Origin of the sequence: Saccharopolyspora rhizosphaerae (assembly GCF_003931915.1) — a bacterium.
Lineage (GTDB): Bacteria > Actinomycetota > Actinomycetes > Mycobacteriales > Pseudonocardiaceae > Saccharopolyspora > Saccharopolyspora rhizosphaerae.
Genome location: NZ_RSAA01000007.1, coordinates 170,134 through 192,534, shown reverse-complemented (window position 1 = coordinate 192,534; position 22,401 = coordinate 170,134). Strand labels below are relative to the sequence as shown.

Annotated in this window: 19 protein-coding genes; 15 read left to right on the top strand and 4 right to left on the bottom strand. The window is 71.8% G+C overall.

Annotated features, from left to right (window positions below; translation table 11 throughout):
- Window positions 1-253: 253 nt before the first annotated feature.
- Window positions 254-1,450 carry a lycopene cyclase family protein gene (locus EIL87_RS07530; RefSeq protein WP_233576087.1) on the bottom strand — a complete coding sequence of 399 codons (1,197 nt, stop codon included), beginning with the start codon at window positions 1,448-1,450 and terminating at the stop codon, window positions 254-256.
- A 61-nt stretch (window positions 1,451-1,511) separates the two neighbouring features.
- Here EIL87_RS07530 and EIL87_RS07525 point away from each other — a divergent pair, with 61 nt between their 5' ends.
- The 11 genes from EIL87_RS07525 (at window position 1,512) to nikE (ending at window position 14,013) form a co-directional block, all read left to right on the top strand.
- Complete coding sequence (locus EIL87_RS07525) at window positions 1,512-3,023, top strand: deoxyguanosinetriphosphate triphosphohydrolase family protein (protein WP_125089453.1); 1,512 nt, start codon at window positions 1,512-1,514, stop codon at window positions 3,021-3,023.
- A gap of 12 nt (window positions 3,024-3,035) precedes the next feature.
- Window positions 3,036-3,707 carry an acVLRF1 family peptidyl-tRNA hydrolase gene (locus EIL87_RS07520; protein ID WP_125089452.1) on the top strand — a complete coding sequence of 224 codons (672 nt, stop codon included), beginning with the start codon at window positions 3,036-3,038 and terminating at the stop codon, window positions 3,705-3,707.
- A 180-nt stretch (window positions 3,708-3,887) separates the two neighbouring features.
- Complete coding sequence (locus tag EIL87_RS07515; RefSeq protein WP_125089451.1) at window positions 3,888-5,516, top strand: ABC-F family ATP-binding cassette domain-containing protein; 1,629 nt, start codon at window positions 3,888-3,890, stop codon at window positions 5,514-5,516.
- 188 nt (window positions 5,517-5,704) lie between these two features.
- Window positions 5,705-5,914, top strand: coding sequence for a helix-turn-helix domain-containing protein (locus EIL87_RS07510; protein WP_093260265.1), 210 nt, complete (start codon window positions 5,705-5,707; stop codon window positions 5,912-5,914).
- 49 nt (window positions 5,915-5,963) lie between these two features.
- The gene (locus EIL87_RS07505) at window positions 5,964-6,776 is read left to right on the top strand and encodes an enoyl-CoA hydratase/isomerase family protein (protein WP_325049419.1); all 813 of its coding nucleotides are present in this window, start codon (window positions 5,964-5,966) and stop codon (window positions 6,774-6,776) included.
- Between the two features lie 206 nt (window positions 6,777-6,982).
- On the top strand, window positions 6,983-7,609 hold the full coding sequence (locus EIL87_RS07500; RefSeq protein ID WP_125089449.1) for a TetR/AcrR family transcriptional regulator: 627 nt from the start codon (window positions 6,983-6,985) through the stop codon (window positions 7,607-7,609).
- Window positions 7,610-7,734: 125 nt separating this feature from the next.
- A complete protein-coding gene (locus EIL87_RS07495) occupies window positions 7,735-8,457 on the top strand; it encodes an Imm1 family immunity protein (RefSeq protein ID WP_125089448.1) in 723 nt (240 codons plus the stop codon).
- A gap of 247 nt (window positions 8,458-8,704) precedes the next feature.
- Window positions 8,705-10,498, top strand: coding sequence for an ABC transporter substrate-binding protein (locus tag EIL87_RS07490; protein WP_125089447.1), 1,794 nt, complete (start codon window positions 8,705-8,707; stop codon window positions 10,496-10,498).
- A 4-nt stretch (window positions 10,499-10,502) separates the two neighbouring features.
- A complete protein-coding gene (locus tag EIL87_RS07485; RefSeq protein ID WP_125089446.1) occupies window positions 10,503-11,540 on the top strand; it encodes an ABC transporter permease in 1,038 nt (345 codons plus the stop codon).
- Window positions 11,537-12,436, top strand: a complete 900-nt coding sequence (locus EIL87_RS07480; protein WP_125089445.1) for an ABC transporter permease — start codon at window positions 11,537-11,539, stop codon at window positions 12,434-12,436. Before EIL87_RS07485 ends, EIL87_RS07480 begins: the two co-directional genes overlap by 4 nt.
- Window positions 12,433-14,013 carry a nickel ABC transporter ATP-binding protein NikE gene (gene nikE / locus EIL87_RS07475; protein ID WP_125089444.1) on the top strand — a complete coding sequence of 527 codons (1,581 nt, stop codon included), beginning with the start codon at window positions 12,433-12,435 and terminating at the stop codon, window positions 14,011-14,013. Before EIL87_RS07480 ends, nikE begins: the two co-directional genes overlap by 4 nt.
- Window positions 14,014-14,035: 22 nt before the next feature.
- Here the strand turns inward: nikE and EIL87_RS07470 are convergent, their stop codons facing one another.
- Both EIL87_RS07470 and EIL87_RS07465 read right to left on the bottom strand, forming a co-directional pair.
- Window positions 14,036-14,665 carry a nucleoside/nucleotide kinase family protein gene (locus tag EIL87_RS07470; RefSeq protein ID WP_125089443.1) on the bottom strand — a complete coding sequence of 210 codons (630 nt, stop codon included), beginning with the start codon at window positions 14,663-14,665 and terminating at the stop codon, window positions 14,036-14,038.
- A gap of 48 nt (window positions 14,666-14,713) precedes the next feature.
- Window positions 14,714-15,646: a S66 peptidase family protein gene (locus tag EIL87_RS07465; RefSeq protein ID WP_125089442.1), complete on the bottom strand. Its 933-nt coding sequence runs from the start codon at window positions 15,644-15,646 to the stop codon at window positions 14,714-14,716.
- Between the two features lie 213 nt (window positions 15,647-15,859).
- On the opposite strand from EIL87_RS07465, the gene EIL87_RS07460 reads away from it, so the two are divergent.
- Together EIL87_RS07460 and EIL87_RS07455 are read left to right on the top strand one after the other, a co-directional pair.
- Entirely contained in the window at window positions 15,860-16,426 is a 567-nt protein-coding gene (locus EIL87_RS07460; RefSeq protein WP_125089441.1) for a DUF3090 domain-containing protein, read from the top strand.
- 5 nt (window positions 16,427-16,431) lie between these two features.
- Complete coding sequence (locus tag EIL87_RS07455; RefSeq protein ID WP_125089440.1) at window positions 16,432-17,232, top strand: SCO1664 family protein; 801 nt, start codon at window positions 16,432-16,434, stop codon at window positions 17,230-17,232.
- Between the two features lie 414 nt (window positions 17,233-17,646).
- Here EIL87_RS07455 and EIL87_RS07450 read toward each other — a convergent pair whose 3' ends face one another.
- On the bottom strand, window positions 17,647-18,882 hold the full coding sequence (locus EIL87_RS07450; protein WP_125089439.1) for a serine hydrolase domain-containing protein: 1,236 nt from the start codon (window positions 18,880-18,882) through the stop codon (window positions 17,647-17,649).
- A gap of 119 nt (window positions 18,883-19,001) precedes the next feature.
- Between EIL87_RS07450 and EIL87_RS07445 the strand changes: the two genes are divergently transcribed.
- Entirely contained in the window at window positions 19,002-20,402 is a 1,401-nt protein-coding gene (locus tag EIL87_RS07445; protein ID WP_199740298.1) for an ATP-binding protein, read from the top strand.
- A complete protein-coding gene (locus EIL87_RS07440; RefSeq protein ID WP_125089438.1) occupies window positions 20,402-22,351 on the top strand; it encodes a vWA domain-containing protein in 1,950 nt (649 codons plus the stop codon). Before EIL87_RS07445 ends, EIL87_RS07440 begins: the two co-directional genes overlap by 1 nt.
- Window positions 22,352-22,401 lie beyond the last annotated feature (50 nt).

Below are 22,401 nucleotides of genomic sequence, written 5' to 3'. Positions count from 1 at the left end.
GTCGGCGGAGCGCCGCCGTTCCGCCGACCAACTTAGCGCGCTTGACCAGCACCTAACATCAGTTGGCCGAAGTGCTTGTGGCACGTGGCACGCCAGTGCGAGGCCACGTGGTCACCCTGGGTGGAGACCAGCCACAGCTCAACGGGTGGAGCCGTGCACGCAGCGTGAACGTTCCGTGAACGGGCGATGCGAAAAACAGTGTGTGATGTGTGCGGCCCGGTGGTTCAGGAGCTGACGGAGGTGGGTAGTCAGGTCAGTCCCCGCCGAGCCCGTGCTGGGCTGAGGGGTGCCCGAAGGACAACCCGCCCAGCACCAGCCTGCGGCGGATGCTCCACGGCAGGTGGCTGAACATCGCCGTCATGGCCCGGGCCGTGCCCGCTGAGGTGCCCTCGCCCGCCAGGAACTCGGTCCGGTGCTGCTCCGACAGCGCGAAGAAGCCCTCGAAGAACTCCGGCACCAGCTCCGGGGGCAAGGACAGCAGAGCCCGCAGTGCCCGCTGCCGCAACAGGTGCGCGGTCACCGCCTCCGGCGGCCACAGCACCTGCCAGCCCGCTCGCGCGGCCGTCGCCGGCCCGGTGGCCAGGCCGCCGCTGATCGCCGCCGCGAGCCACGGCGCCCGGCGCAAGGCCCGCGCGACGCTGAACCCGCTGGCCGGGTGCACGAAGCTCGCGGCAGCGCCGAAGGGCACCACCCGGCCCGGCCGCGGCAGTGGGTCGTCGACCGGGAAGCGCACCCGCTCCTCGCCCAGCCGCGCGTCCGCGTCGATGCCGGCGTCGCTCAGGCGACCGGCGAGCCTGCGGCGCAGCAGCGCCAGCGGCAGCGCGGGACGCCGCGCGAGGGAGGTCTCCTCCAGCAGCACGCGGTCCGGACCGAGGCGCACGGCGTAGAGGAACGTCGGCCAGCCGCCCTTGGTCCGCGGCGCCGAACTCCAGTCCATGAACACGCCCTCGCCCGGACCGCAGAACGGTGCGGCGGTGGCGGAGTCCACGATCCAGCCCACGGCGGTCTGCTGCGCCGCGGTGTGGGAGGGCCTTCCGCCGCTGAGCGCGCGGGAAGGCCCGGTGGCGTCGACGACGACGCCGGCGGCCAGCCGCCTGCCGTCCTTGAGCACCACGGTCGAGCCCGTCGGGCCGTGCTCGGCGGCGACCGCGCGACCGGTGACCTCGGTGACGTCGGCCCGCCACAGGCGCTTCCACAGCTCGGTGTTGTCCAGCACCGCGTAGGGCCGCTCCCACACGTGCTCGCTGGTGCCGCGCAGGAGCATCCGGTCCACCACCGTGGAGAGCTCGGCGACCGCGGGTGGCAGCTCATCGGCCCAGGAACCGAAGGTGCTCGCCCACCCGCTGCGCGGCGCCGGGTCCACCAGCACCACGGTCAGGCCGGCATCACTGCAGGCCGAAGCAGCGGCCCGGCCCGCAGGTCCGCCGCCCACCACCACGACATCCGCCACCCGATCATCACATCACGCCCGCCCGCGACCGCGCGTGTTGACCGGCCGATAACGTGACCGCATGGAGGAAGTGCACCTGCGTGCCGCCCGCCCCAGCGACCGGACCGGGCACACCATGCCCGGCGACCTCGCCGCGAGCCCCTTCCGCGCCGACCGCGACCGGATTTCGGCCTCGGCGTTCTTCGCGCGGCTCGGCGGCGTCACCCAGGTCGTCAGCCCGTCCGGCTCCGGCCTGCTGCTGCACAACCGGCTCACCCACAGCCTCAAGGTCGCCCAGGTCGCCCGCGCCATCGCCGAGCGGCTGCTGGCCGACCCGGTCAGCCGAGCCAAGCTCGACGAGCTGGGCGGCTGCGACCTCGACGTCGTCGAGGCCGCCGGGCTCGGCCACGACCTCGGGCACCCGCCGTTCGGGCACCTCGGCGAGAGCGTGCTGGACCGGCTGGCGCGCGAGCGCTTCGGGCTGCCCGACGGCTTCGAGGGCAACGCCCAGACCTACCGCGTGGTCACCCGCATCGACGTGCGCGGTGTGGAGGGCAACGGCCTGGACCTGACCGCCGCGGTGCGCTCGGCGCTGCTGAAGTACCCCTGGACCCGGCACTCGCCGGTGCCGCACCAGGCGGCCGAGCTGCCGCGCGGCGCGTCCGAGCCGTCCGAGATGCCCGGCAGCGGTGCGACGAAGTTCTCCGCCTACAGCACCGAGCTCGACGACCTGCTCGACGCGCGCGCCCCGTTCGAGAAGGGGCTGCCGGAGTGGCAGCAGACCGTCGAGGCATCGGTCATGGACACCGCCGACGACATCGCCTACGCCATCCACGACCTGGAGGACTTCCACCGCGTCGGCATCCTGCAGTTCACCACCGTGCACCACGAGCTGCAGGAGTGGCTCGGCCACAGCGTGGAGTTCGCCGCCGAGGAGCACGTGGGCGTCGACGACAACCGGCCCGGCGCCTCGCTGGAGCACCTGCGCCGCCGCATCCACGCCAAGGACGCCTGGATCGCCGATGACCAGGCCTTCGCCGACGCGGTGAAGAAGGTCCGCACCGAGCTGGCGATCAACCTGCTGGAGGTGCCCTTCGACCGTTCCCAGCAGGCCGAGCAGGCGGTGGTCCGCTTCTCCGGTGACTGGACCCGCCGGCTGGTCGAGGGGATCGTCGTCGACGAGTCGGTCCAGCCGCGCTCCGGGCACGTGGCGCTGGCCCCCGAGCAGTGGCACGAGGTGCAGGTGCTCAAGTTCGTGCACCGCCACTTCGTGCTGCAGCGCCCGGACCTGGCGCTGCACCAGCGCGGTCAGGACCGGTTGATCAGCAACCTGGTGGAGGCCCTCGACGAGTGGCTGCTCGACAAGGCCGAGGTGGCCCCGCACCGGCTGCGCGACCTGTTCGACCTGGCCCGCCAGGAGTTCGACGAGCTGCCGGCCGAGGTGCTTCCCGCCGGAGCGGACCTGACCACGCTGGCGCGCGGTCGCGCGGTGGTCGACTTCGTCGCCTCGCTCACCGACGACCAGGCCGCCGCGCTGCTGGAAGCCCTCTCCGGGCGCACCACGCAGCTGTGGAACGACACCTTCGTCCTGTAGGGAGCCTGGCCGATGAAGGTCCGCGAACTCGCCGGTGGCGGCCGTGCGGTGGAGGTGGCGCCCGACCGGGTCGCGGGCTGGTTCGAGCGCTTCGCCTCGTCCCACGGCGGCGCGGCGAGCACCCGGCTGCAGCCCCGGGAGGTGCTGGTCACCGCCGAGGACGGCGCCACGGCGAGGGTCGCGGTGCCCTTCGGCGAGATCCCGCCGCCGCACGGCGAGCAGCCCGGCCTGGCCGTCTCCTCCCTGGTCGAGCACGTCACGGCGGCCCGGCGGATCGGGCTGGTGCTGGTGCGCCTCGGCGCCCACAGCGTCGGGGTGGCGGTGGACGGTGTCGTGGAGTCCTCCAGCACCGACCGGCACCTGGTGCACGGGCGCAACAAGGCAGGCGGCTGGTCGCAGCAGCGCTTCGCCCGCCGCCGCGAGGGCCAGTCGGCCCGCTCGCTGGCCGCGGCTGCCGACGCGGTGGCCAGAACGCTGCTGCCGGTGGCCGACGAGCTCGACGGTCTCGTGCTCGGCGGTGACCGCACGGCACTGCGGGCGCTGGCGGAGGACAGCCGGCTGACCAGCCTGTTCGACCGCGCCGAGGAGCGCGTGCTGGACGTCGCCGAACCCCGCCGGGCGGTGCTCGACGAGGCCGCGAAGCGGGCTGTCGCGGTGGAGGTCGAGGTCCGAGACGCGAGTTGAGCGTCACCGGAGCGGAAATTCGCTGGCACCCGCCCGGTACAGTGGGGACGTGGTCAGCAAGCGATTCTCGGTGCGTTCGCGCGCCACTCCGCGCGTCGACTAGCCCGCGCCGCTCGCCCACCCGCTCCTGCCGGTGGGCGCTCTCATGCCACGCAGACCACCTAGTACTCGGAGTTCTCCTTGATCTCAGCCACCGGCCTGGAACTGCGCGCCGGCTCCCGCATCCTGCTCTCCGACGCCACCCTGCGCGTCCAGCCCGGCGACCGGATCGGGCTGGTCGGGCGCAACGGCGCCGGCAAGACCACCACCCTCAAGGTCCTGGCGGGGGAGGGGCAGCCGCACGCCGGTGACATCACGCGCCGCGGCGAGCTCGGCTACCTGCCGCAGGACCCGCGCGAAGGCGACCTGACCGTCAGCGCCAAGGACCGCGTGCTGTCCGCGCGCGGCCTCGACCAGCTGCTGCGCGACATGGAGAAGGCGCAGACGGCGATGGCCGAGCTGGTCGACGAGAAGGAGCGCGACAAGGCCATCAACCGCTACGGCAAGTTGGAGGAGCGCTTCGGCGCGCGCGGCGGCTACGCCGCGGAGAGCGAGGCCGGGCGCATCTGCAGCAACCTGGGCCTGCCGGACCGGGTGCTCAACCAGCCGCTGAGCACGCTCTCCGGTGGTCAGCGCCGCCGTGTCGAGCTGGCCCGCATCCTGTTCGCCGCCTCCGAGGCCGGTCCTGGCGGCCGCTCGGCCACCACGCTGCTGCTCGACGAGCCGACGAACCACCTCGACGCCGACTCGATCAACTGGCTGCGCGACTTCCTGAAGAACCACGACGGTGGTCTGGTGGTCATCAGCCACGACATCGAGCTGCTCTCCGCGGTGGTCAACAAGGTGTGGTTCCTCGACGCCGTCCGCGGTGAGGCCGACGTCTACAACATGGACTGGACCCGCTACCAGGACGCGCGGGCGGCCGACGAGAAGCGCCGCCGCCGCGAGCGCGCCAACGCCGAGAAGAAGGCCTCGGCGCTGATGTCGCAGGCCGACAAGATGCGGGCGAAGGCCACCAAGGCCGTGGCCGCGCAGAACATGGCCAAGCGCGCGGAGAAGCTGCTGGCCTCGGCCGAGACCGAGCAGGCGCAGGAGAAGGTCGCCAAGATCCGCTTCCCGGATCCCGCGCCCTGCGGCAAGACGCCGCTGACCGCCGACGGACTGTCGAAGTCCTACGGGTCGCTGGAGATCTTCAGCGGTGTCGACCTGGCCATCGACCGCGGATCCAAGGTCGTGGTGCTGGGCCTCAACGGTGCCGGCAAGACCACGCTCCTGCGGTTGCTCGGCGGCCAGGAGACGCCCGACTCGGGTGCCGTCATCCCAGGTCACGGCCTGCACATCGGCTACTTCGCGCAGGAGCACGAAACCCTCGACCACGACGCCACCGTGTGGCAGAACATCCGCTCCGCCGCACCTGACACCCCTGAACAGCAGCTGCGCACCCTGCTGGGCACCTTCCTGTTCCAGGGCGAGCAGCTGCAGCAACCGGCGGGCACCCTCTCCGGCGGCGAGAAGACCCGGCTCGCCCTGGCCGGGCTGGTCTCCAGCCAGGCCAACGTGCTGCTGCTGGACGAGCCGACGAACAACCTCGACCCCGCCAGCCGCGAGCAGGTCCTGGACGCGCTGCGCAACTTCACCGGCGCAGTCGTGCTGGTCACGCACGATCCAGGTGCGGTGGAAGCACTCGAGCCCGAACGGGTCATCCTGTTGCCGGACGGCACGGAAGACCACTGGTCGGCCGAATACCTGGAGCTCGTCCAGTTGGCGTAGCGCTCCGTGCACCCCGCCGCCGGGCTACTACGGATGGATTAGTGCATTCCGGTGATCGCCGCGTGCACATCTCGACCGATGGCCGATCTTTTTTCCATGATCGCCTGGCGTTCGTGCCTTTCCTGTTCGATCATTGCGCTGACAGGGGTCGCGAGGCCCGACCTGCTCAGAGGGAAGGCGGGGACACCGTGGCTGAGCTGAAGAAGGGCGCGCGCATTACGGGAAGCGCGCGCGACAAGCTGGCCAGTGATCTGAGGAAGAAGTACGAGAAGGGGGCGAGCATCCGCGCGCTGGCGGAGTCGACCGGTCGGTCCTACGGCTTCGTGCACCGGGTTCTGAGCGAATCAGGCGTGCAGTTGCGCGGCCGCGGGGGCGCGACCCGGTCCAAGAAGAAGTGAACTCGACGGCCGGCCGCCCACGGCCGAGCCGTCGGCAATGGAGGTCCGCTTGGCGGAGTCGGTAGTGGACGCCGGCCTGTTGGATCGTGGCGGTGTGGGGCTCACGATCCACGGGCGGCGTGCCACCATCACGCTGGACCGCCCGGACAAGCTCAACGCGCAAACACCGCACACCTGGCAGGCGTTGCGGGAGGTCGGCCGGTCGCTGGGTGCGGAGGTCCAGGTCGTCGTGCTGCGCGGAGCCGGCCGGGCGTTCTCGGCCGGGCTGGACCGGAGGATGTTCGGCCCCGACGGGGTGGACGGGGCTCCGGGACTGGCGGCGCTGGCCGAGCGCCCCACCGAGCAGTCCGACGCCGAGATCGCCGGCTACCAGCAGGCCTTCAGCTGGTTGCGGGAACCGGACCGCGTCACGATCGCCGCCGTGCAGGGACACGCGATCGGCGCCGGGTTCCAGCTGGCCCTGGCCTGCGACCTCAGAGTGCTGACCACCGACGCGCGGCTGCGGATGGCCGAGACCGGGCTCGGCCTGGTGCCCGACCTCGGCGGCACGCTGCCGCTGGTGCGCGCGGTCGGGTACTCGCGCGCCGTGGAGATCTGCGTGACCGGGCGGGAGGTCACTGCGGACGAGGCGCTGCGCATCGGCCTGGCCAACCATGTCGTCGAACCCGACGAGCTGGCCGACGCGGTGGAAGGCCTCGTCGAGGCGGTGTCCGCGCCACCGGAGGGAGCGGTGCGCGAGACGCTGTCGCTGCTCGCGCTGGCCGACGAGGCCGTCGACCCGGAGCAGCAGCTCGCGGCCGAGCGCGCCGCGCAGCTGCGCCGCATCGCCGAGCTGGCCCAGCAGCTCGGCTCGACGCAGTGATCACCGGCTGACGATCATCGACTGCTAGTACCCGGCGCCTGCGAGCAGTGCGTGCTGCCTGGTCCGCGCGCAGGCCAACGCCTGGGGGGAGCCGGCGGCTCGGCCGTCCGGCGCAGAACGTCGTGCGAAACCCCGCGTGCCCTCGTACCACTGGCGTGGTGGCGAAGATACGATCTTGGTCGAGTCGAGTCGGACCTAGGGGATGCATGACGCAGCGAGGAAACCGTCGGGAACTGCTCGCCGAGGCTGCTGTCGAGGTGCTCGCACGTGACGGCGGCCGTGGGCTGACCCACCGCGCGATCGACCGCGAGGCGCGGGTCCCGGAGGGCACCACCAAGAACTACTACCCGACGCGCAACGCCTTGTTCGAGGCGATCGCGCACCACCTCGCCGAACGCCACGTCGCCGCGCTCGAAGCGCTCTGCGAGAACGTCCCCGACGACATCGGTGCCGAGGACGTCACCGCGCTGTACGCGGCGATGCTGGGCCGGATGTCGGGCAGCGCCCGCTCGCACTTCCTCGCGCTGTTCGAACTCCACCTCGAAGGCGTGCGCAACCCGGAGGTGCGCGCCCTGCTGGGCGAGATCAGCCGGGCCAGCGTCGACACCGCCGTGCAACTGCACGCGGCCGTCGGCCGCCCGATGGGCCGCCGCGGTGCCGGCCTCCTCGACGCCGGGATGCTCGGGGTCGCGCTGTCGGCGCTGAGCCTGCCCGCCGACCTCGTCGACGACCTCGGCCTCGACGACACCAGGGGGCTCACCCGCGCGCTGCTGTCCCTGGGTGCGATCCGGGACGAGCAGGCGCTGGAAGTGCTCAGCGACTGGGCTGGTTGAGCCCGTCGGAGATCAAACCGATGCGCTGCGGGACCGCCACATGACGCGCGGTAGCCTCAGTGGGAACGAGCTGGGGTTGGGGTGCCCGCGCTGGTGCCCGTGATCGAAGTGGATGCAGGGAAGGCATGTCGAATCCAGCACAGGACGAGCCCGACCCGCACGCACCGCTGGAGCCGGCTGCGGTGGTTTTCGCGCGCCTGACCGATGTGCCGGTCGACGCGGTGGACAAGCTGATCGAGGAGACGCGCGCCGTCTACGACGACCTCAACAAGGTCCTCGGCCACCCGTACTGGGGCGACCTGGTGTACCACCAGGGTGCGGCGATGAAGGCGCTCACCGAAGCCCGGACCTGCCTGGAAGGTCTCAAGGCCGAGGCCATCGGTGCCCGCAACACCGAACTCGGCGTCACCGTCACCACCGTGGTCGTCGACGGCGAACGCCACTACGCGCAGAACGAGGACGACAAGGCCGAACTCGTCGACAAGCTGCTGCGTCACCCGAGTCCCGCGGCCGGGCACGTCTACGTCTGGGACCGGCCGCACTCCGATCCCGAGGCGCCCGGCCCGTACGAGCAGGTCCGGGTGGTCACCGACACCGAGGACGAGCTCGGAGTCCTCAACTTCACCGAAGAGGACGACGAGGGCGAGATGACGTCCTGGCACACCTGCAACCCGCGGCCGTCGCCGGACGCACCTGCGCTGCCCTTCGACGCGGGCAGCACGCTGAAGTTCCCGCGCAACGCCGTGCTGTCGTTCCGCGAACTGCGCGCCGCCCTCGACGAGTTCACCCGCACCGGCGCGCGCCCGCAGTGCGTGCAGTGGCAGCCGGCCCGCTGGGGCGACCTGTGAACTGAGCCCCGCGCTCACGCCTTCCGGGTGGCCTCTCTGCCGCCCGACCGCGGCGTTCTCGCCGACCGCGCCCACCTCTCGAACCCGCCGCCGCCCACCGGTCCAGCGACCCCGGTGGGTGGCCGCGGGTCACGGTTTCGTGCCCACCTGCGACTCGAGATCACGACAACCCGTGGTGGAGCATTGACTAACAGCAGCGGGAGGTGGTTCCTTCTTTCCATTCGCGCGAGGACGAAGGGGGCCACACGTGCGTAGACGACTCGTCGCGCTGGGGGCCGCGTTGCTGGTCGGCTTGCTGCTGCCCGCACCGGTGTCGGCACAGGAGGACGGAGAGCGCCCGGAGGGCGCGGCGCTGCGGGTCGGGCTGCAGCAGCAGATCGACTCGCTCAACCCGTTCCTGGGTTACTCGTTGGCCGCCACGGACATCTTCCGGGCGATCTACCCGACGCTGACCACCTACAACGCCAACGACTTCGGGGTGGAACCGGAGCTGGCGGAGTGGTGGGAGTCCACACCGGACAAGCTCACCTGGACCTTCCACATCCGGCCCGGGGTCACCTGGTCCGACGGTCGACCGGTGACCGCGCGCGACGCCGCCTACACCTTCAACCGGATGATGACCGACCCGGCCGCGGCCACCGCGAACGGCAACTTCGTCGAGAACTTCGAGACCGTCACCGCACCGGACGACGCCACGCTGGTCATCCGCACCCGCACGCCGCAGGCCACGATGCTGGCCATCGACGCGCCGATCGTGCCCGAGCACGTGTGGTCCCAGGTCACCGACGTCGCGAACTTCGCCAACGACCAGATGCCGATCGTCGGCAGCGGGCCCTACGTGCTCACCGACCACCGGGCGGAGCAGGACGTCACGCTCACCGCCAACCCGCAGTTCTGGCGGGGCGCGCCGAAGGTCTCCGAGCTGCAGTTCATCCAGTACAAGAACAGCGACGCCGCCGTGCAGGCGCTGCGCAAGGGCGACGTCGACGTGGTGCAGAAGCTCACGCCCGCGCAGTTCGACGCCCTCGCCGACCAACCCGACATCAACCAGGTCAAGGGCCAGGGCCGCCGGTTCTACGAGATGATCCTCAACCCCGGCGCCACCAACAGCGAGAACCAGCCGATCGGCACCGGCCACCCCGCGCTCACCGACGTCCGCGTCCGGCGCGCCATCGAGCACGGCATCGACCGGCAGGTCCTCGTCGACCGCGTTCTCGGCGGCTACGGCCAGGTCGGTGGGGGATACCTGCCGCCGATCTTCGAGGACTACCACTGGACCCCGCCGCAGCCGCGCACCTTCGACCCGGCCACGGCGAACCGGATGCTCGACGAGGCCGGGTACACCCGCGGTCCCGACGGCATCCGCCGCACGCCGCAGGGCGAACCGCTCAACTTCGACTTCGTGCTGCACGGCGACGAGTCGATGGACTCGCAGGTCGGCGAGTTCGTCAAGCGCTGGTTGGCGGACCTGGGCATCACCGTCGAACTGCAGCCGGTGTCGGACAACCAGCTCAACGACCGCACCACCGCCGGTGACTTCGACATGGTCATCAGCGGATGGTCGGCCAACCCCGACCCGGACTACGTGCTGCGGTTGCAGACCTGCGGCGCCCGCCCGACGCCCGACGGCAACGGCACCCCGGACACGCTGCAGTGCGATCCGGTCTACGACGACCTCTACACCAAGCAGCTCGCCGAGTTCGACCCCGCCAAGCGGATCGACCTGGTCAAGCAGCTGCAGGAGCGGTTCCACGACCAGGCCACCGGGCTGGTGCTGTTCTACGCCAACTCGCTGGAGGCCCACCGCGGCGACCGCTACGCCGGCTTCACCCTGCAACCCGCCAGCAACGGCGTGATCACCGGCCAGCAGGGCTACTGGGGCTACTACGGCGCCGAGCCCACCGAGCAGGCGATCAAGGGCACCGGCGGCACGAACTACACCACCGTCGCCTGGGTGCTGGGCGGTGCGGTGGTCCTGGTCGTGCTCGTGGGCCTGGTGGTCGTCGCGCGTCGCCGCGCCACCGCCGACGACCGGGAGTGACCGCGTGTCCGACCTGCTGACCACTGTGGACACCGAGGAACCGGCCGCCGGAGGCGGCGGCCGGTTCCTGCGCTTCGTCGGCGGCAAGATCGGCGGCGGGCTGGTGAGCCTGCTGCTGGTCGCCGTGCTCGGCTTCTTCCTGTTCCGGGTGATGCCCGGCGACCCGGTGCGCACCATGACCCGCGGTGCCCCCATGACCTCGCAGCAGATCGCCGACCTGCGGGAACGGCTCGGCCTCGACCAGCCGCTGTGGAAGCAGTTCCTGGACTTCCTCGGCAACCTGCTGCAGGGCGACCTCGGCACCTCCTACACCTACAGCCGACCGGTCGGCGAACTGATCCTGCAGCGCATCGGCCCGACCCTGCTGCTGGTCGGCACCGCCACCGTGCTGGCCATCGTGCTGGGGCTGTGGATGGGGGCGCGCGCGGCGTGGAAGCACGGCGGCGCGTTCGACAAGACCACCAGCTCGGTGGCGCTCGCGCTGTGGTCGGTGCCGACCTTCTGGCTGGGCCTGATCGTGCTGATGGCCTTCGGCGTCGGCGTGGGCCCGATCCCGGGCTTGTTCCCGGTCGGCGGCATCTCCGACCCGGACACGCCCGCGGGCTTGCTGCCGCAGGTGCTCGACGTGGCCCACCACATGGTGCTGCCGGTGCTGACGATGCTCGCCGTGATCTACGCCGAGTACCTGATGGTGATGCGCTCCTCGCTGCTGGAGGAGATGGGCGAGGAGTACCTGACCACCGCGCGCGCCAAGGGGCTCCGCGAGGACCTGGTGCGCAGCAGGCACGCCGTGCCCAACGCCCTGCTGCCCGCGGTGACGTTGATCTTCCTGCGGCTGGGGCTCGTGGTCGCCGGTGCGATCACCGTGGAGACGGTGTTCTCGTGGCCCGGTCTGGGCCTGCTGACCTTCGAAGCCCTGCGGGTGCCGGACCTGCCGCTGCTGCAGGGCATCTTCATCGTGCTGGCGGGGAGCGTGGTGGTGATGAACGTGCTGGCCGACCTGCTCTACCGGGTCATCGACCCCCGGGTGCGTGAATCATGAGCGCCCCCACCGCGTCCCAGGTCGTGCGCGCGCGGCGCAAGGAGAGCGTCACCGAGGGCTGGCGGGTCTTCCGCGCCGACCGCGCCGGGCTGGCCGGACTGGTGCTGCTGGCCGGCATCGTCCTGCTCGCGCTGCTGGCGCCGCTGCTCACCGACCCGTCCGGGCTGGACGTCACCCGCGCCACCGGCGCGGCGCTGCAGGCGCCCAGCGCCGAGAACCCGCTGGGCACCGACGAATCCGGTCGGTCGGTGCTGCTGCTGAGCTGGTGGGGAGCGCGGGTCTCGCTGGTCGTCGGGCTCTCGGCAGCGGTGCTGTCGGTGCTCATCGGCGCGCTCGTCGGGGTCACGGCAGCGCACTTCGGCGGCTGGACCTCGCGGATCCTGCTGCGGTTCACCGACTTCTTCCTGGTGCTGCCGTCGCTGGTGCTGGCGATCGCGCTGTCCACCGTGCTCGAACGGGGACTGTGGACGATCGTGCTGGCCATCGGCGTGACGTCCTGGCCGCACACCGCGCGGGTGGTGCGCGCGCAGACGCTGACCATCGAGGCGCGGCCCTACATCGACCGCGCCCGAGCGCTCGGGGCCGGGCACGGGCACGTGATCGTCAAGCACGTGCTGCCCGCGGTGCTGCCGCTGGTCTTCGCCAACACCACGTTGTCGGTGGCCAGCTCGATCATCTCCGAGTCCACTCTGTCGTTCCTCGGACTCGGGGACCCGAGCCGGGTTTCCTGGGGGACGATGCTGAAGTCGGCGATGGACACCGGAGCGGTCACCGGTGGCGCCTGGTGGTACCTGCTGCCACCCGGCGTGGGAATCGTGTTGGTGGTGCTCGGTTTCACGCTGTGCGGCCGGGCGCTGGAAGCGGTGTTCAACCCGAGGTTGCGGGGGCAGCGGTGAGTCCGATCCTGCGGTGGCGCGACGTCTCGATCACCTACGGCGGCGCGAGCGAACCCGCGGTGTCCGGTGTGGACCTGAGCGTGGAGCCGGGTGACACCCTCGGCTTGGCGGGCGAGTCCGGCTGCGGCAAGACGAGCCTGGCGATGTCGGTGCTGCGGCTGCTGCCGCGCACCGCACGCGTCGACGGCCAGGTGCTGCTCGACGGCGAGGACGTGCGGGAGATGAGCTTCGGCCGGCTGCGCGCGGTCCGCTGGGCCGGAGCGTCGGTGGTGTTCCAGGGCGCGATGCACGCGCTGAACCCGGTGCGCACCGTCGGCGAGCAGATCGCGGAGCCGATCCGGCTGCACGGCGGCAAGGGGGACCTCAGCGCGCGGGTCGCCGAGCTGCTGACCCAGGTGGAGCTGCCTCTTGACCGCGCCGGTGCCTACCCGCACGAGCTGTCCGGAGGTCAGAAGCAGCGCGTCATGATCGCCATGGCGCTGGCCTGCGAACCGCGCCTGGTCATCGCCGACGAACCCACCACCGCGCTCGACGTCGTGGTCCAGGCGCAGGTCCTGGACCTGCTCAAGCGACTGGTGGCCGAGCGTGGCATCGCGCTGGTGGTGATCAGCCACGACCTGTCGGTGCTGTCGGCGACCTGCTCGCGGCTGGCGGTGATGCACCGCGGCGAACTCGTCGAGCACGGGCCGACCGAGCAGGTCATGAGCCGCCCGCAGCACGAGCACAGCCGGGCGCTGGCCGACGCGTTCCCGACGGTGGGCGAGGCGCGTTTCCGGCTCACCCAGGGCGGTCCCGTGGGTGAGCCGCTGCTGACGGCCGAGGACGTGCAGGTGACCTTCCGCAGCCGCTCCGGCGGGACCGTGCGCGCGGTGCGGGGAGTCGACCTGGAGGTGGGGCGCAACGAGATCGTCGCGCTGGTCGGCCAGTCCGGTTCCGGCAAGACGACGCTCGCGCGCACGCTGCTCGGGCTGCAGCGGCCCACCGGCGGGCAGGTGCGGTTCAGAAGCGCGCCGCTGCCGACCGGCGTCGCGGCGCTGCGGGAGTACCGGCGCAAGGCCCAGCTGGTGCTGCAGGACCCGACTGGTGCGCTCAACCCCAGGCACACCGTTTACGAGGCGGTGGCCGAGGGACTGCGGATCCACGGCATCACCGACGACGAACCGGGCCGGGTGTCCGCAGCCCTCGAAGCCGCGGAGCTGCGCCCGGCCGAGCAGTACTTCGCGCGCTTCCCGCACGAGCTCTCCGGTGGTCAGCGGCAGCGCGTGGTCATCGCGGGAGCGCTGGTGCTGGAGCCGGAGGTGCTCATCGCCGACGAGCCGGTCGCCTCGCTGGACGCCACGGTGCGCGGCGAGATCCTCTCGCTGCTGCTGCGCCTGCGCGTGGACCGGGGACTGTCGACGCTGGTCATCACCCACGACCTCGGCTTGGCGTGGAACATCGCCGACCGCGTGGCCGTGATGTACCAGGGCGAGATCGTCGAGCTGGGCACGGTCGAGCAGGTCCTGCTCGACCCGCAGCACGACTACACCCAGACCCTGCTGGCCGCGGTCCCGAGCACCACGCGCCGCGTGGCGTGATCCCGGGAGCGGCCGCCGAGGATCAGTCCACGCTGTCGATGACCGCGGGGCGGTCCGGGTGGTCGACGCGGACGACGAGGTCGGCCAGCGAGGCGGGGACCACCTCCTCGGCGTAGCGCTCGAAGGCCGGCAGCGTCCACCGCTGGTCCTCGGGCGTGGTGCGGCGCAACGCCGCGTCGGAGAGCCACAGGTGCACGACCAGGTCGAAGTCCAGGCCCACGCCCTGCAGCAGTGGACCGTCCACGACCGCTACGCCTCGCTCGGGCAGGGCGATGCGGTCCAGCCGGGGGGAGCGGTCGGCCTCGGGGTCCCACAGCGCCGGCAGCACCTTCCCGGTGCCGTCCTCGCGCAGCGGTGCGATCACCTCGCGGGCCAGGCCCGTGGTGTCGAACCAGGACAGGTAGTAGGAGTCCGGGTCGCGGTGACCGTGCTCCAACCGGACCGAGGCCGGGCGCAGGTAGTCCGCCGCGCGCACCCGCACGACCTCGCGTCCCCGTTCCCGCAGCGGCGAGACCAGCCGGTCGGCGAGCTCCCCGGTCCTCGCCGCCGGAGCGCCGTCCACGGCCACCCGCAGCCAGCGTCCCGCGAGGGCGTCGATCCGCTCCACCACCTCGGTGACCAGGGCTTCCGGGGTGATCGGCCGAGCACGCACACCCCGAAGCTACCAACTGCGCAGGACTCCGGTTCCCGGCAGCGGCCGCTACCGGAGAGCGGGCTGGAGGATCGAGAGGCGCTGCGCGTCGGCGTCGAGCTCGGCCGCGACGCCGAGCGGGACCGTGCGCTGGGCGTCGCAGTGGCCGAAGCCGAGCTCCCAGAGGACCGGCACCCCGAGGTCGCCGAGCAGGTCCTCCAGCATCGCGCGGACGTCCTCCTCCGGGCCGCAGTCGGTCCACGAACCCAGCGCGATCCCGGTGGCACCGCGGAAGAAGCCCGCGCGGACCAGCTGGATCACGAAGCGGTCGAGCCGGTAGGGCTCCTCGGTGACGTCCTCCAGCAGCGCGATCCCGCGCTCCGGTGGCCGCGCCGCCCGGCCCGCGCCCAGCGACCCCGCCAGCAGGCTCAGGTTGCCGCCGTAGGTGACGCCCAGCGCGCGACCGCGCACCATCGTCTCGGCGTGGCGGCCGGTCAGTATGGTCACGCCCTCCGGCTCGAACAGGGTGCGCCGCAGGTGGTCACGCGCCTTCTCGTCCTGCGTGAAGGCCTGGGTCGCCACCATAGGGCCGAAGATCGTGACGAGGCCCAGCTCGGCCGCGAACACCTCGTGCAGCGCGGTGACGTCGCTGGAACCGACCAGGACCTTCGGTGCCGCCCGGGACAGCTCGGCGACGTCCAGGTGGTCGATCATGCGCAGGGAGCCGTAGCCGCCGCGCGCGCAGAACACCGCCGAGACCTCCGGATCGCACCAGGCCTGCTGCAGGTCGGCGGCCCGGTCGGCGTCGGTGCCCGCGAGGTAGTCCAGGCGGTGGTGCCGGTCCAGGACGTGCTTGCCGACCCGCACCTCCAAGCCCCACTCCCGCAGCTGGGCGAGACCGGTCTCCAGCAGGTCCTCCGGCACGGGCCCGGCGGGAGCGACCAGCGCCACCACGTCACCCCGGCGCAACCTCGGTGGGCGGGTCAGTTCGCGCGTGCTCATCGGTGTGCTCCATCCCGATCAGTTCGAACACCGCTGATCTTGCCGCGAGCGTATCGGCAGTCAGCTCGCCGCGCCGGAGTTCGCCCATGGCGAACACCACGGCGCAGCGCGGAGTACCCGTCGCAGGTCACCGTGTTGCACCGGGAGGTGATGTGCCAAAACGGGGGCCGCCCGCGCACCAGGCGCGCTCGGTGGCCTAATGTCGGAGGGGTCATGGCTCGTGTCATCCACGTCTTCCGCCAACCCGACCGCTTCGTCGCAGGAACGGTCGGGGAACCCGGCGAGCGCACCTTCTACCTGCAGGCGACCGAGGACGTCCGCACGGTGAGCGTGCAATTGGAGAAGCAACAGGTCTCGGTCCTCGCCGAGCGGATCAGCGCGCTCCTGGACGAGGTCCAGCGCCGGTTCGACGCCGAGCTGCCCGGGTCCACGCCCGAGGACCTCGTCGACACCGAACCGCTCGCGGTGCCGGTGGACGAGGAGTTCCGCGTCGGCACGATGGGCCTGGGCTGGGACGCCGAGTCCGAGGCCGTCGTCGTCGAACTGCTCGCGGTCACCGAGGAGGAGATCGACGAGTCGGTCGTCCTCGACGACACCGAGGAAGGTCCGGACGCGCTGCGCGTCTTCCTCAGCCCGGTGCACGCCCGCGCCTTCGCCGAACGCGCCGAGCGGGTGATCAACGCAGGTCGCAAGCCCTGCCCGCTGTGCAACGAACCGCTGGACCCGGCCGGGCACATCTGCCCGCGGCAGAACGGCTACCGCCGCTCGGAAGAGGTCTGAGGACCGTGGCCGTCGAGGAGCCCGCGACCTGCGAGCTGCTGCGGCACGGGCGGCTGGAGATCCAGGGTCGCCTCGTGGAGGCGTCCAACGCCACGCTGTTCTGCTCGGTCGAACTCGACGGCCTCTCCGGTGAGTGCGTCTACAAGCCGGTGCGCGGCGAACGCCCGCTGTGGGACTTCCCGGACGGCACGCTGGCCGGCCGGGAGGTCGCGGCCTACCTGGTCTCCGAGGCCACCGGGTGGGGGCTGGTCCCTCCGACGCTGCTGCGCAGCGGCCCGTTCGGGCCGGGGATGGTGCAGCTGTGGATCGACGAGGACGCGGACGAGGTCGCGCAGCTGGTCGACATCACCCACCCCAGCGAGGTTCGCGACGGGTGGCGGCAGGTGCTGCGCGCGCAGGACCCCGACGGCGACCCGGTGGTGCTGGCGCACGCCGACCACGAGCAGCTGCGCCGGCTCGCGGTGCTCGACATCGTGATCAACAACGCGGACCGCAAGGGCGGGCACATCCTGCGCGACCCGGACGGCCGCGTGCTCGGCGTCGACCACGGCGTCAGCCTCAACACCGACGACAAGCTGCGCACGGTGCTGTGGGGCTGGATCGGCGAACCGGTCGGCGAGGCCGAGCTCGAACGCCTTGGCGAAGTCCGCGCCCGCATGGAAGGCGACCTGGCCGAACGGTTGTCCGAGCACCTCACCGTCAAAGAGGTGCACGCCGTCAGCACCCGCATCGACCGGCTGCTGGACACAGGCGTCTACCCACAACCCTCAGGAGACTGGCCGGCGATCCCCTGGCCTGCGTTCTAGCGTTGTCGGGCTCCACTCGGCTTGCTCAGCGGTGCGGGTAGCGGAACCTCAGACGCCGTCTGGCTCCGGGATCCGAGACGTGAGCATCGACGGATGCGCGGCGGTGCCCGCGGCAAGGGTGGGGACAGTCGTCCCTCCAGCAGTCCGCCCTGGCGTGACCTGCATTCTTCCAGCGGCGAGAGCCGCTGTTCCCGCTCTGGGACTCAACTGGCCCGCCGCACGACCCAGGCGGCGTGCGGCGGCAGCCGCTTCTCCAGGTGTGGGACTCGGTTCGGAACGCCGCGGGTTCTGAGACGTCTCCTGGCGAGTACGCCGCGACGCCGTGTACTGGCGTACATCAGGCGTGGCGCACGGAGTCCAGGAGGCGTGCCAGGTTCCGCTACCGGCACCGCCACGCGGGTGGACCACCCACCATCACACAAGAGCCTGGTAGACGAGTTGGTGTAGGTAGGGCCTGATGGGGTGGGTGCTGGAGGGCATCAGCTGGGTGAGGAAGAGGACCGTGAGGTCTTCGGCCGGGTCGCCCCAGAAGGCCGTGCTGGCCAGGCCGCCCCAGGCGAACTCGCCCGTGGAGCTGAGCACCTTGGCCGCCAGCGGGTCGTCGACCACCGAGAAGCCGAGGCCGAAGCCCTTGCCCGCGTTGGCGACCTCGGAGAAGGCGCCCATCGCCAGGGTCTCCAGGTCGGCGCCGCCGGGCAGGTGGTTGCGGGTCATGAAGTCGACCGTGCGGGCGCCGAGCAGCCGCACGCCGTCCAGCTCTCCCCGCCGCAGCAGCATCTGGGTGAAGCGGTGGTAGTCGCGGGCGGAGGAGAACAGCCCACCGCCGCCGGAGGGCGCCTTCGGCGGCTCGAACGCGGTGGCCCACATCTTCTCGTGCTGCGGGTGCAGGCGGGCCTTGCCCTGGCGGTCCGCCGAGTACAGCGAGGCCAGCCGGTCGGCGTCGGAGGAGGCGACCTGGAAACCGGTGTCGGTCATGTCCAGCGGTTCCAGGACGCGGGTGCGGAAGAACTCGTCGAGGGACTGCCCGGAGGCGACCTCGACGACCCGGCCGAGGACGTCGGTGGCCACCGAGTAGTTCCAGCGCGTGCCCGGGTCGAACAGCAGCGGGATCTCCGCCCAGGCGTCGCAGCAGGCGGCCAGGTCCAGGTCGGACGCCATGCCGAACTCGAAGCCGGCGCGGCGGTGCAGCTCGTCGAGCGGGTGCAGGTGGTTGAAGGCGTAGGTGAGCCCGGCTGTGTGGGTGAGCAGGTGCCAGATCCGCACCGGTTCCACGGCCGGCCGGGTCTGCGGGGCGGTGGCCGGCCCGCCGGTGTAGACGCGCATGTCGGCGAACGACGGGATGAAGTCGCTGACCGGGTCGGTCAGCTCGAAAGCGCCTTCCTCGTAGAGCATCATGGCCGCCACCGAGGTGATCGGCTTGGTCATCGAGTAGATCCGGAACAGCGTGTCCGTCTCGACCGGTGCACCGCTCGCGATGTCGCGGGCGCCGTGCGTGGACAGGTGCGCGATCTTGCCGTGGCGGGCGACGAGCACCAGCCAGCCGGGCAGCTTGCCCGTCGCGACGTAGTTCTCGAAGTGCCGATCGATCCGCTGCAACCGGTCCGCGTCGAAGCCGACCTCGCCGGGATCCACCTCGATCTCCAGTGCCACAGGGCCTCCCACTGCGCTCGGTGAAGACGTCACCTCGAATTTCTACTCCTCCGGCCCGCGATCCGAAATCCTCGTCGCAGTGGCGGCGTTCACCCCGACGCGGGAGTAGCGTCGGTGGGGTGACGATCCCGACTCCACCTCCAGGGCTGCCTCGCACGGCGGGGGAGCTGCGCACCAGCGGACACGAGCCCCGCAGCATCAAGGCCGAGATGCGCGCGAACCTGCTGACCGCGCTGCGCTCCGGGCGGGCGCTGTGGCCCGGCATCGTCGGTTTCGACCGGACCGTGCTGCCCCAGCTGGAACGCGCGCTGATCGCCGGGCACGACGTGGTGCTGCTCGGGGAGCGCGGCCAGGGCAAAACCCGGTTGTTGCGCGCCTTGCACTCGCTGCTCGACGAATGGACCCCGGTCATCGAGGGTTCCGAGCTGGGTGAGCACCCGCTGCAACCGATCACGCCGGTCTCGCGCCGCCGCGCCGCCGAACTCGGGGACGACCTCCCGGTGGCCTGGCGGCACCGCGACGACCGCTACGTCGAGAAGCTGGCCACTCCGGACACCTCGGTCGGTGACCTCGTCGGCGACGTCGACCCGGTCAAGGTCGCCGAGGGCCGTTCGCTGGGTGATCCCGAGACCATCCACTATGGACTCGTGCCGCGCGCGCACCGCGGCATCGTGACCATCAACGAACTGCCGGACCTGGCCGAGCGGATCCAGGTGGCGCTGCTGAACGTGATGGAGGAGCGCGACATCCAGATCCGCGGCTACAGCCTGCGGCTACCGCTGGACGTGCTGCTCGTGGCCACCGCCAACCCGGAGGACTACACCAACCGCGGGCGCATCATCACCCCGCTCAAGGACCGCTTCGGCGCCGAGGTCCGCACCCACTACCCGACGGAGATCGACGACGAGGTGTCGTTGATGCGCCAGGAGGCGGAGCTGCCCGCCGAGGTCGGTGACCACCTGCTGGAGGTGCTGGCGCGCTTCGTGGACCACTTGCGCGAGTCCAGCGCGGTGGACCAGCGGTCGGGCGTGTCCGCGCGGTTCGCCATCGCCGCCGCCGAGACCGTCGCCGCCGCGGCGCTGCACCGCTCGGCGCTGACCGGTGAGGAGCCCGCCGTGGCCCGCCCGGTCGACCTCGGCGCGGTGCCCGCCGTGCTGCGCGGCAAGGTCGAGTTCGAAGCCGGCGAGGAGGGACGCGAGGACGAGCTGCTGGGCTACCTGCTGCGCCGGTCGGTGGCCGACACCGCCCGCGGCATGTTCGCCGGGCTGGACCTGCAGTCGCTGGCCGACGCCGTCGTCGACGGCCACCCGGTGGCCACCGGCGAGCAGATCGCCGGCAAGGACGTCCTGACGGCGCTGCCCGAACTGCCGGTGCTGCACCAGGTCGCCGAACGCGCAGGGGTGCGTCCCGACGACCCGCCGGGCCGCATCGCCAGCGCGGTGGAGCTCGCGCTGGAATCGTTGTACCTGGCCAAGCGGCTGGCCAAGGACTCCGACGACGACCGGTCGGTGTACAGCTGATGAGCTCCCGGTACCGGTACTCGGCGTGGCACGGCGGACCGGACCCGCTGCAGCCGCCGGTCGACCTGCGCGAGGCCCTCGACCAGATCGGCCGGGACGTGATGGAGGGCGCCTCCCCGCGCTCGGCGCTGGAGGAGCTGCTGCGCACCGGCACCCGCGACTCGTCGGGCCTGGACGACCTGACCCGGAGGCTGTGGCAGCGGCGCAGCCAGCTGCAGCGCAGGCACCGGCTCGACGGCACCCTCTCCGAGGTCCGCAGGCTGCTCGATCGCGCCCTGGAGCAGGAGCGACTGGCGCTGTCGGCCGACACCACCGAGGACGCCCGGTTCCGCGAGCTGCAGCTGAGCGCGCTGCCGCCGGACGCGGCGGGGCAGGTCAACGAGCTGGCCGAGTACGACTGGCGCTCCTCCGAGGCGCGGGAGACCTTCGAGGAGATCCGGCAGATGCTGGGCACCGAGGTCCTCGAGCAGCGCTTCCAGGGCATGAAGGAGGCCATGCAGCAGGTCTCGCCCGAGGACGTCGAGCGGGTCCGCGAGATGCTCGACGACCTGTCGGACCTGCTGGCCGCGCACGCCCGCGGCGACGACGTCGAGCAGAAGTTCGACGACTTCATGGCGCGGCACGGCGAGTTCTTCCCGGAGAACCCGCGCGACGTCGACGAGCTCATCGACGCCTTGGCGGCCCGCTCGGCCGCTGCGCAGCGGATGATGAACTCGATGAGCCAACAGCAGCGCGACGAGCTGATGGCGCTGTCCCAGCAGGCGTTCGGCGATCCGCGCATCGCGCAGGCGCTGCAGCAGATCGACCGGCAGCTGCAGGGCCTGCGTCCCGGTGAGGACTGGACCGGGCGGGCCCGCTTCCGGGGTGACCAGCCGATGGGTCTGGCCGAGGCGACCGCGGCGATGGCCGAGCTCGGCGAGATGGACCGGCTGGCCGAGCAGCTGAGCCAGTCCTACCCGGGCGCGAGCCTGGAGGACATCGACCTGGAGGCGTTGGAGCGCCAGCTCGGCCCGCAGGCGGTGGTCGACGCCCAACGGCTGGCCGACGTCGAACGGCAGTTGCGCGACCAGGGGTTGCTGCAGCGCGCCCCGGACGGCAGCCTGCGGTTGAGCCCGCGTGCCCTGCGCCGGCTCGGCGAGACCGCCCTGCAGGCGGTGATCTCGCAGCTCAAGACGCGCCGGGGCGAGCGCGACACCGACCGCGCGGGGGCCGCGGGCGAGCTGACCGGCACGACCCGGCCCTGGACCTACGGCGACAGCGAACCCTGGAACGCCGCCCGCACGGTCCGCAAGGCGGTGCTGCGCCGCGCCGCCGAAGGCCCGGACTCACCGATGCTCGACATCGGCGACCTGGAGGTCTCCGAGACCGAGCAGCGCTCCCGCTCGGCGGTGGTGTTGTGCGTGGACACCTCGTGGTCGATGGTGCAGGACGGGCGGTGGGTACCGATGAAGCGCACCGCGCTGGCGCTGCACCACCTGGTCGCCACGCGGTTCCGCTCGGACGCCCTGCAACTGGTCACCTTCGGGCGCTACGCGTCCACTGTGGACGTCGGTGAGCTGGCCGCGCTCGAGGGCGTGTGGGAGCAGGGCACCAACCTGCACCACGCCCTGCTGCTCGCGGGCCGCCACCTGCGCAGGAACCCCGACGCGCAGCCGGTCGTGCTGGTGATCACCGACGGCGAACCCACGGCGCACCTGGAACCCGACGGAGAGGCGGTCTTCCAGTACCCGCCGACACCGCACACGCTCGGCGTCACGCTGTCCGAAGTGGACGTCTTGCAGCGGCTGGGCACCACGCTCAGCGTCTTCATGCTCGGCGAGGACCCGCGTCTCGAGCGGTTCGTCGAGATCGTCGCCCAGCGCGGGGGAGGCCGCGTCCTGGCTCCGGACGCCGACGGCCTCGGCGCCGCCGTCGTCGGCGACTACCTCCGCACCAAACGCCGCCGCTGACAGAAGGGCCGGAGGCTCCACTGGAGCTGTCCCCCACCCCACGCGGGGGA

What these genes read in the sequence shown, in the direction of transcription:
- EIL87_RS07525 (WP_125089453.1), top strand. Translation starts at nt 1,512, where the DNA reads ATGGAGGAAGTGCACCTGCGTGCCGCCCGCCCCAGCGACCGGACCGGG.
- EIL87_RS07520 (WP_125089452.1), top strand. Translation starts at nt 3,036, where the DNA reads ATGAAGGTCCGCGAACTCGCCGGTGGCGGCCGTGCGGTGGAGGTGGCG.
- EIL87_RS07500 (WP_125089449.1), top strand. Translation starts at nt 6,983, where the DNA reads ATGACGCAGCGAGGAAACCGTCGGGAACTGCTCGCCGAGGCTGCTGTC.
- EIL87_RS07495 (WP_125089448.1), top strand. Translation starts at nt 7,735, where the DNA reads ATGTCGAATCCAGCACAGGACGAGCCCGACCCGCACGCACCGCTGGAG.
- EIL87_RS07480 (WP_125089445.1), top strand. Translation starts at nt 11,537, where the DNA reads ATGAGCGCCCCCACCGCGTCCCAGGTCGTGCGCGCGCGGCGCAAGGAG.
- EIL87_RS07465 (WP_125089442.1), bottom strand. Translation starts at nt 15,646, where the DNA reads ATGAGCACGCGCGAACTGACCCGCCCACCGAGGTTGCGCCGGGGTGAC.
- EIL87_RS07460 (WP_125089441.1), top strand. Translation starts at nt 15,860, where the DNA reads ATGGCTCGTGTCATCCACGTCTTCCGCCAACCCGACCGCTTCGTCGCA.
- EIL87_RS07440 (WP_125089438.1), top strand. Translation starts at nt 20,402, where the DNA reads ATGAGCTCCCGGTACCGGTACTCGGCGTGGCACGGCGGACCGGACCCG.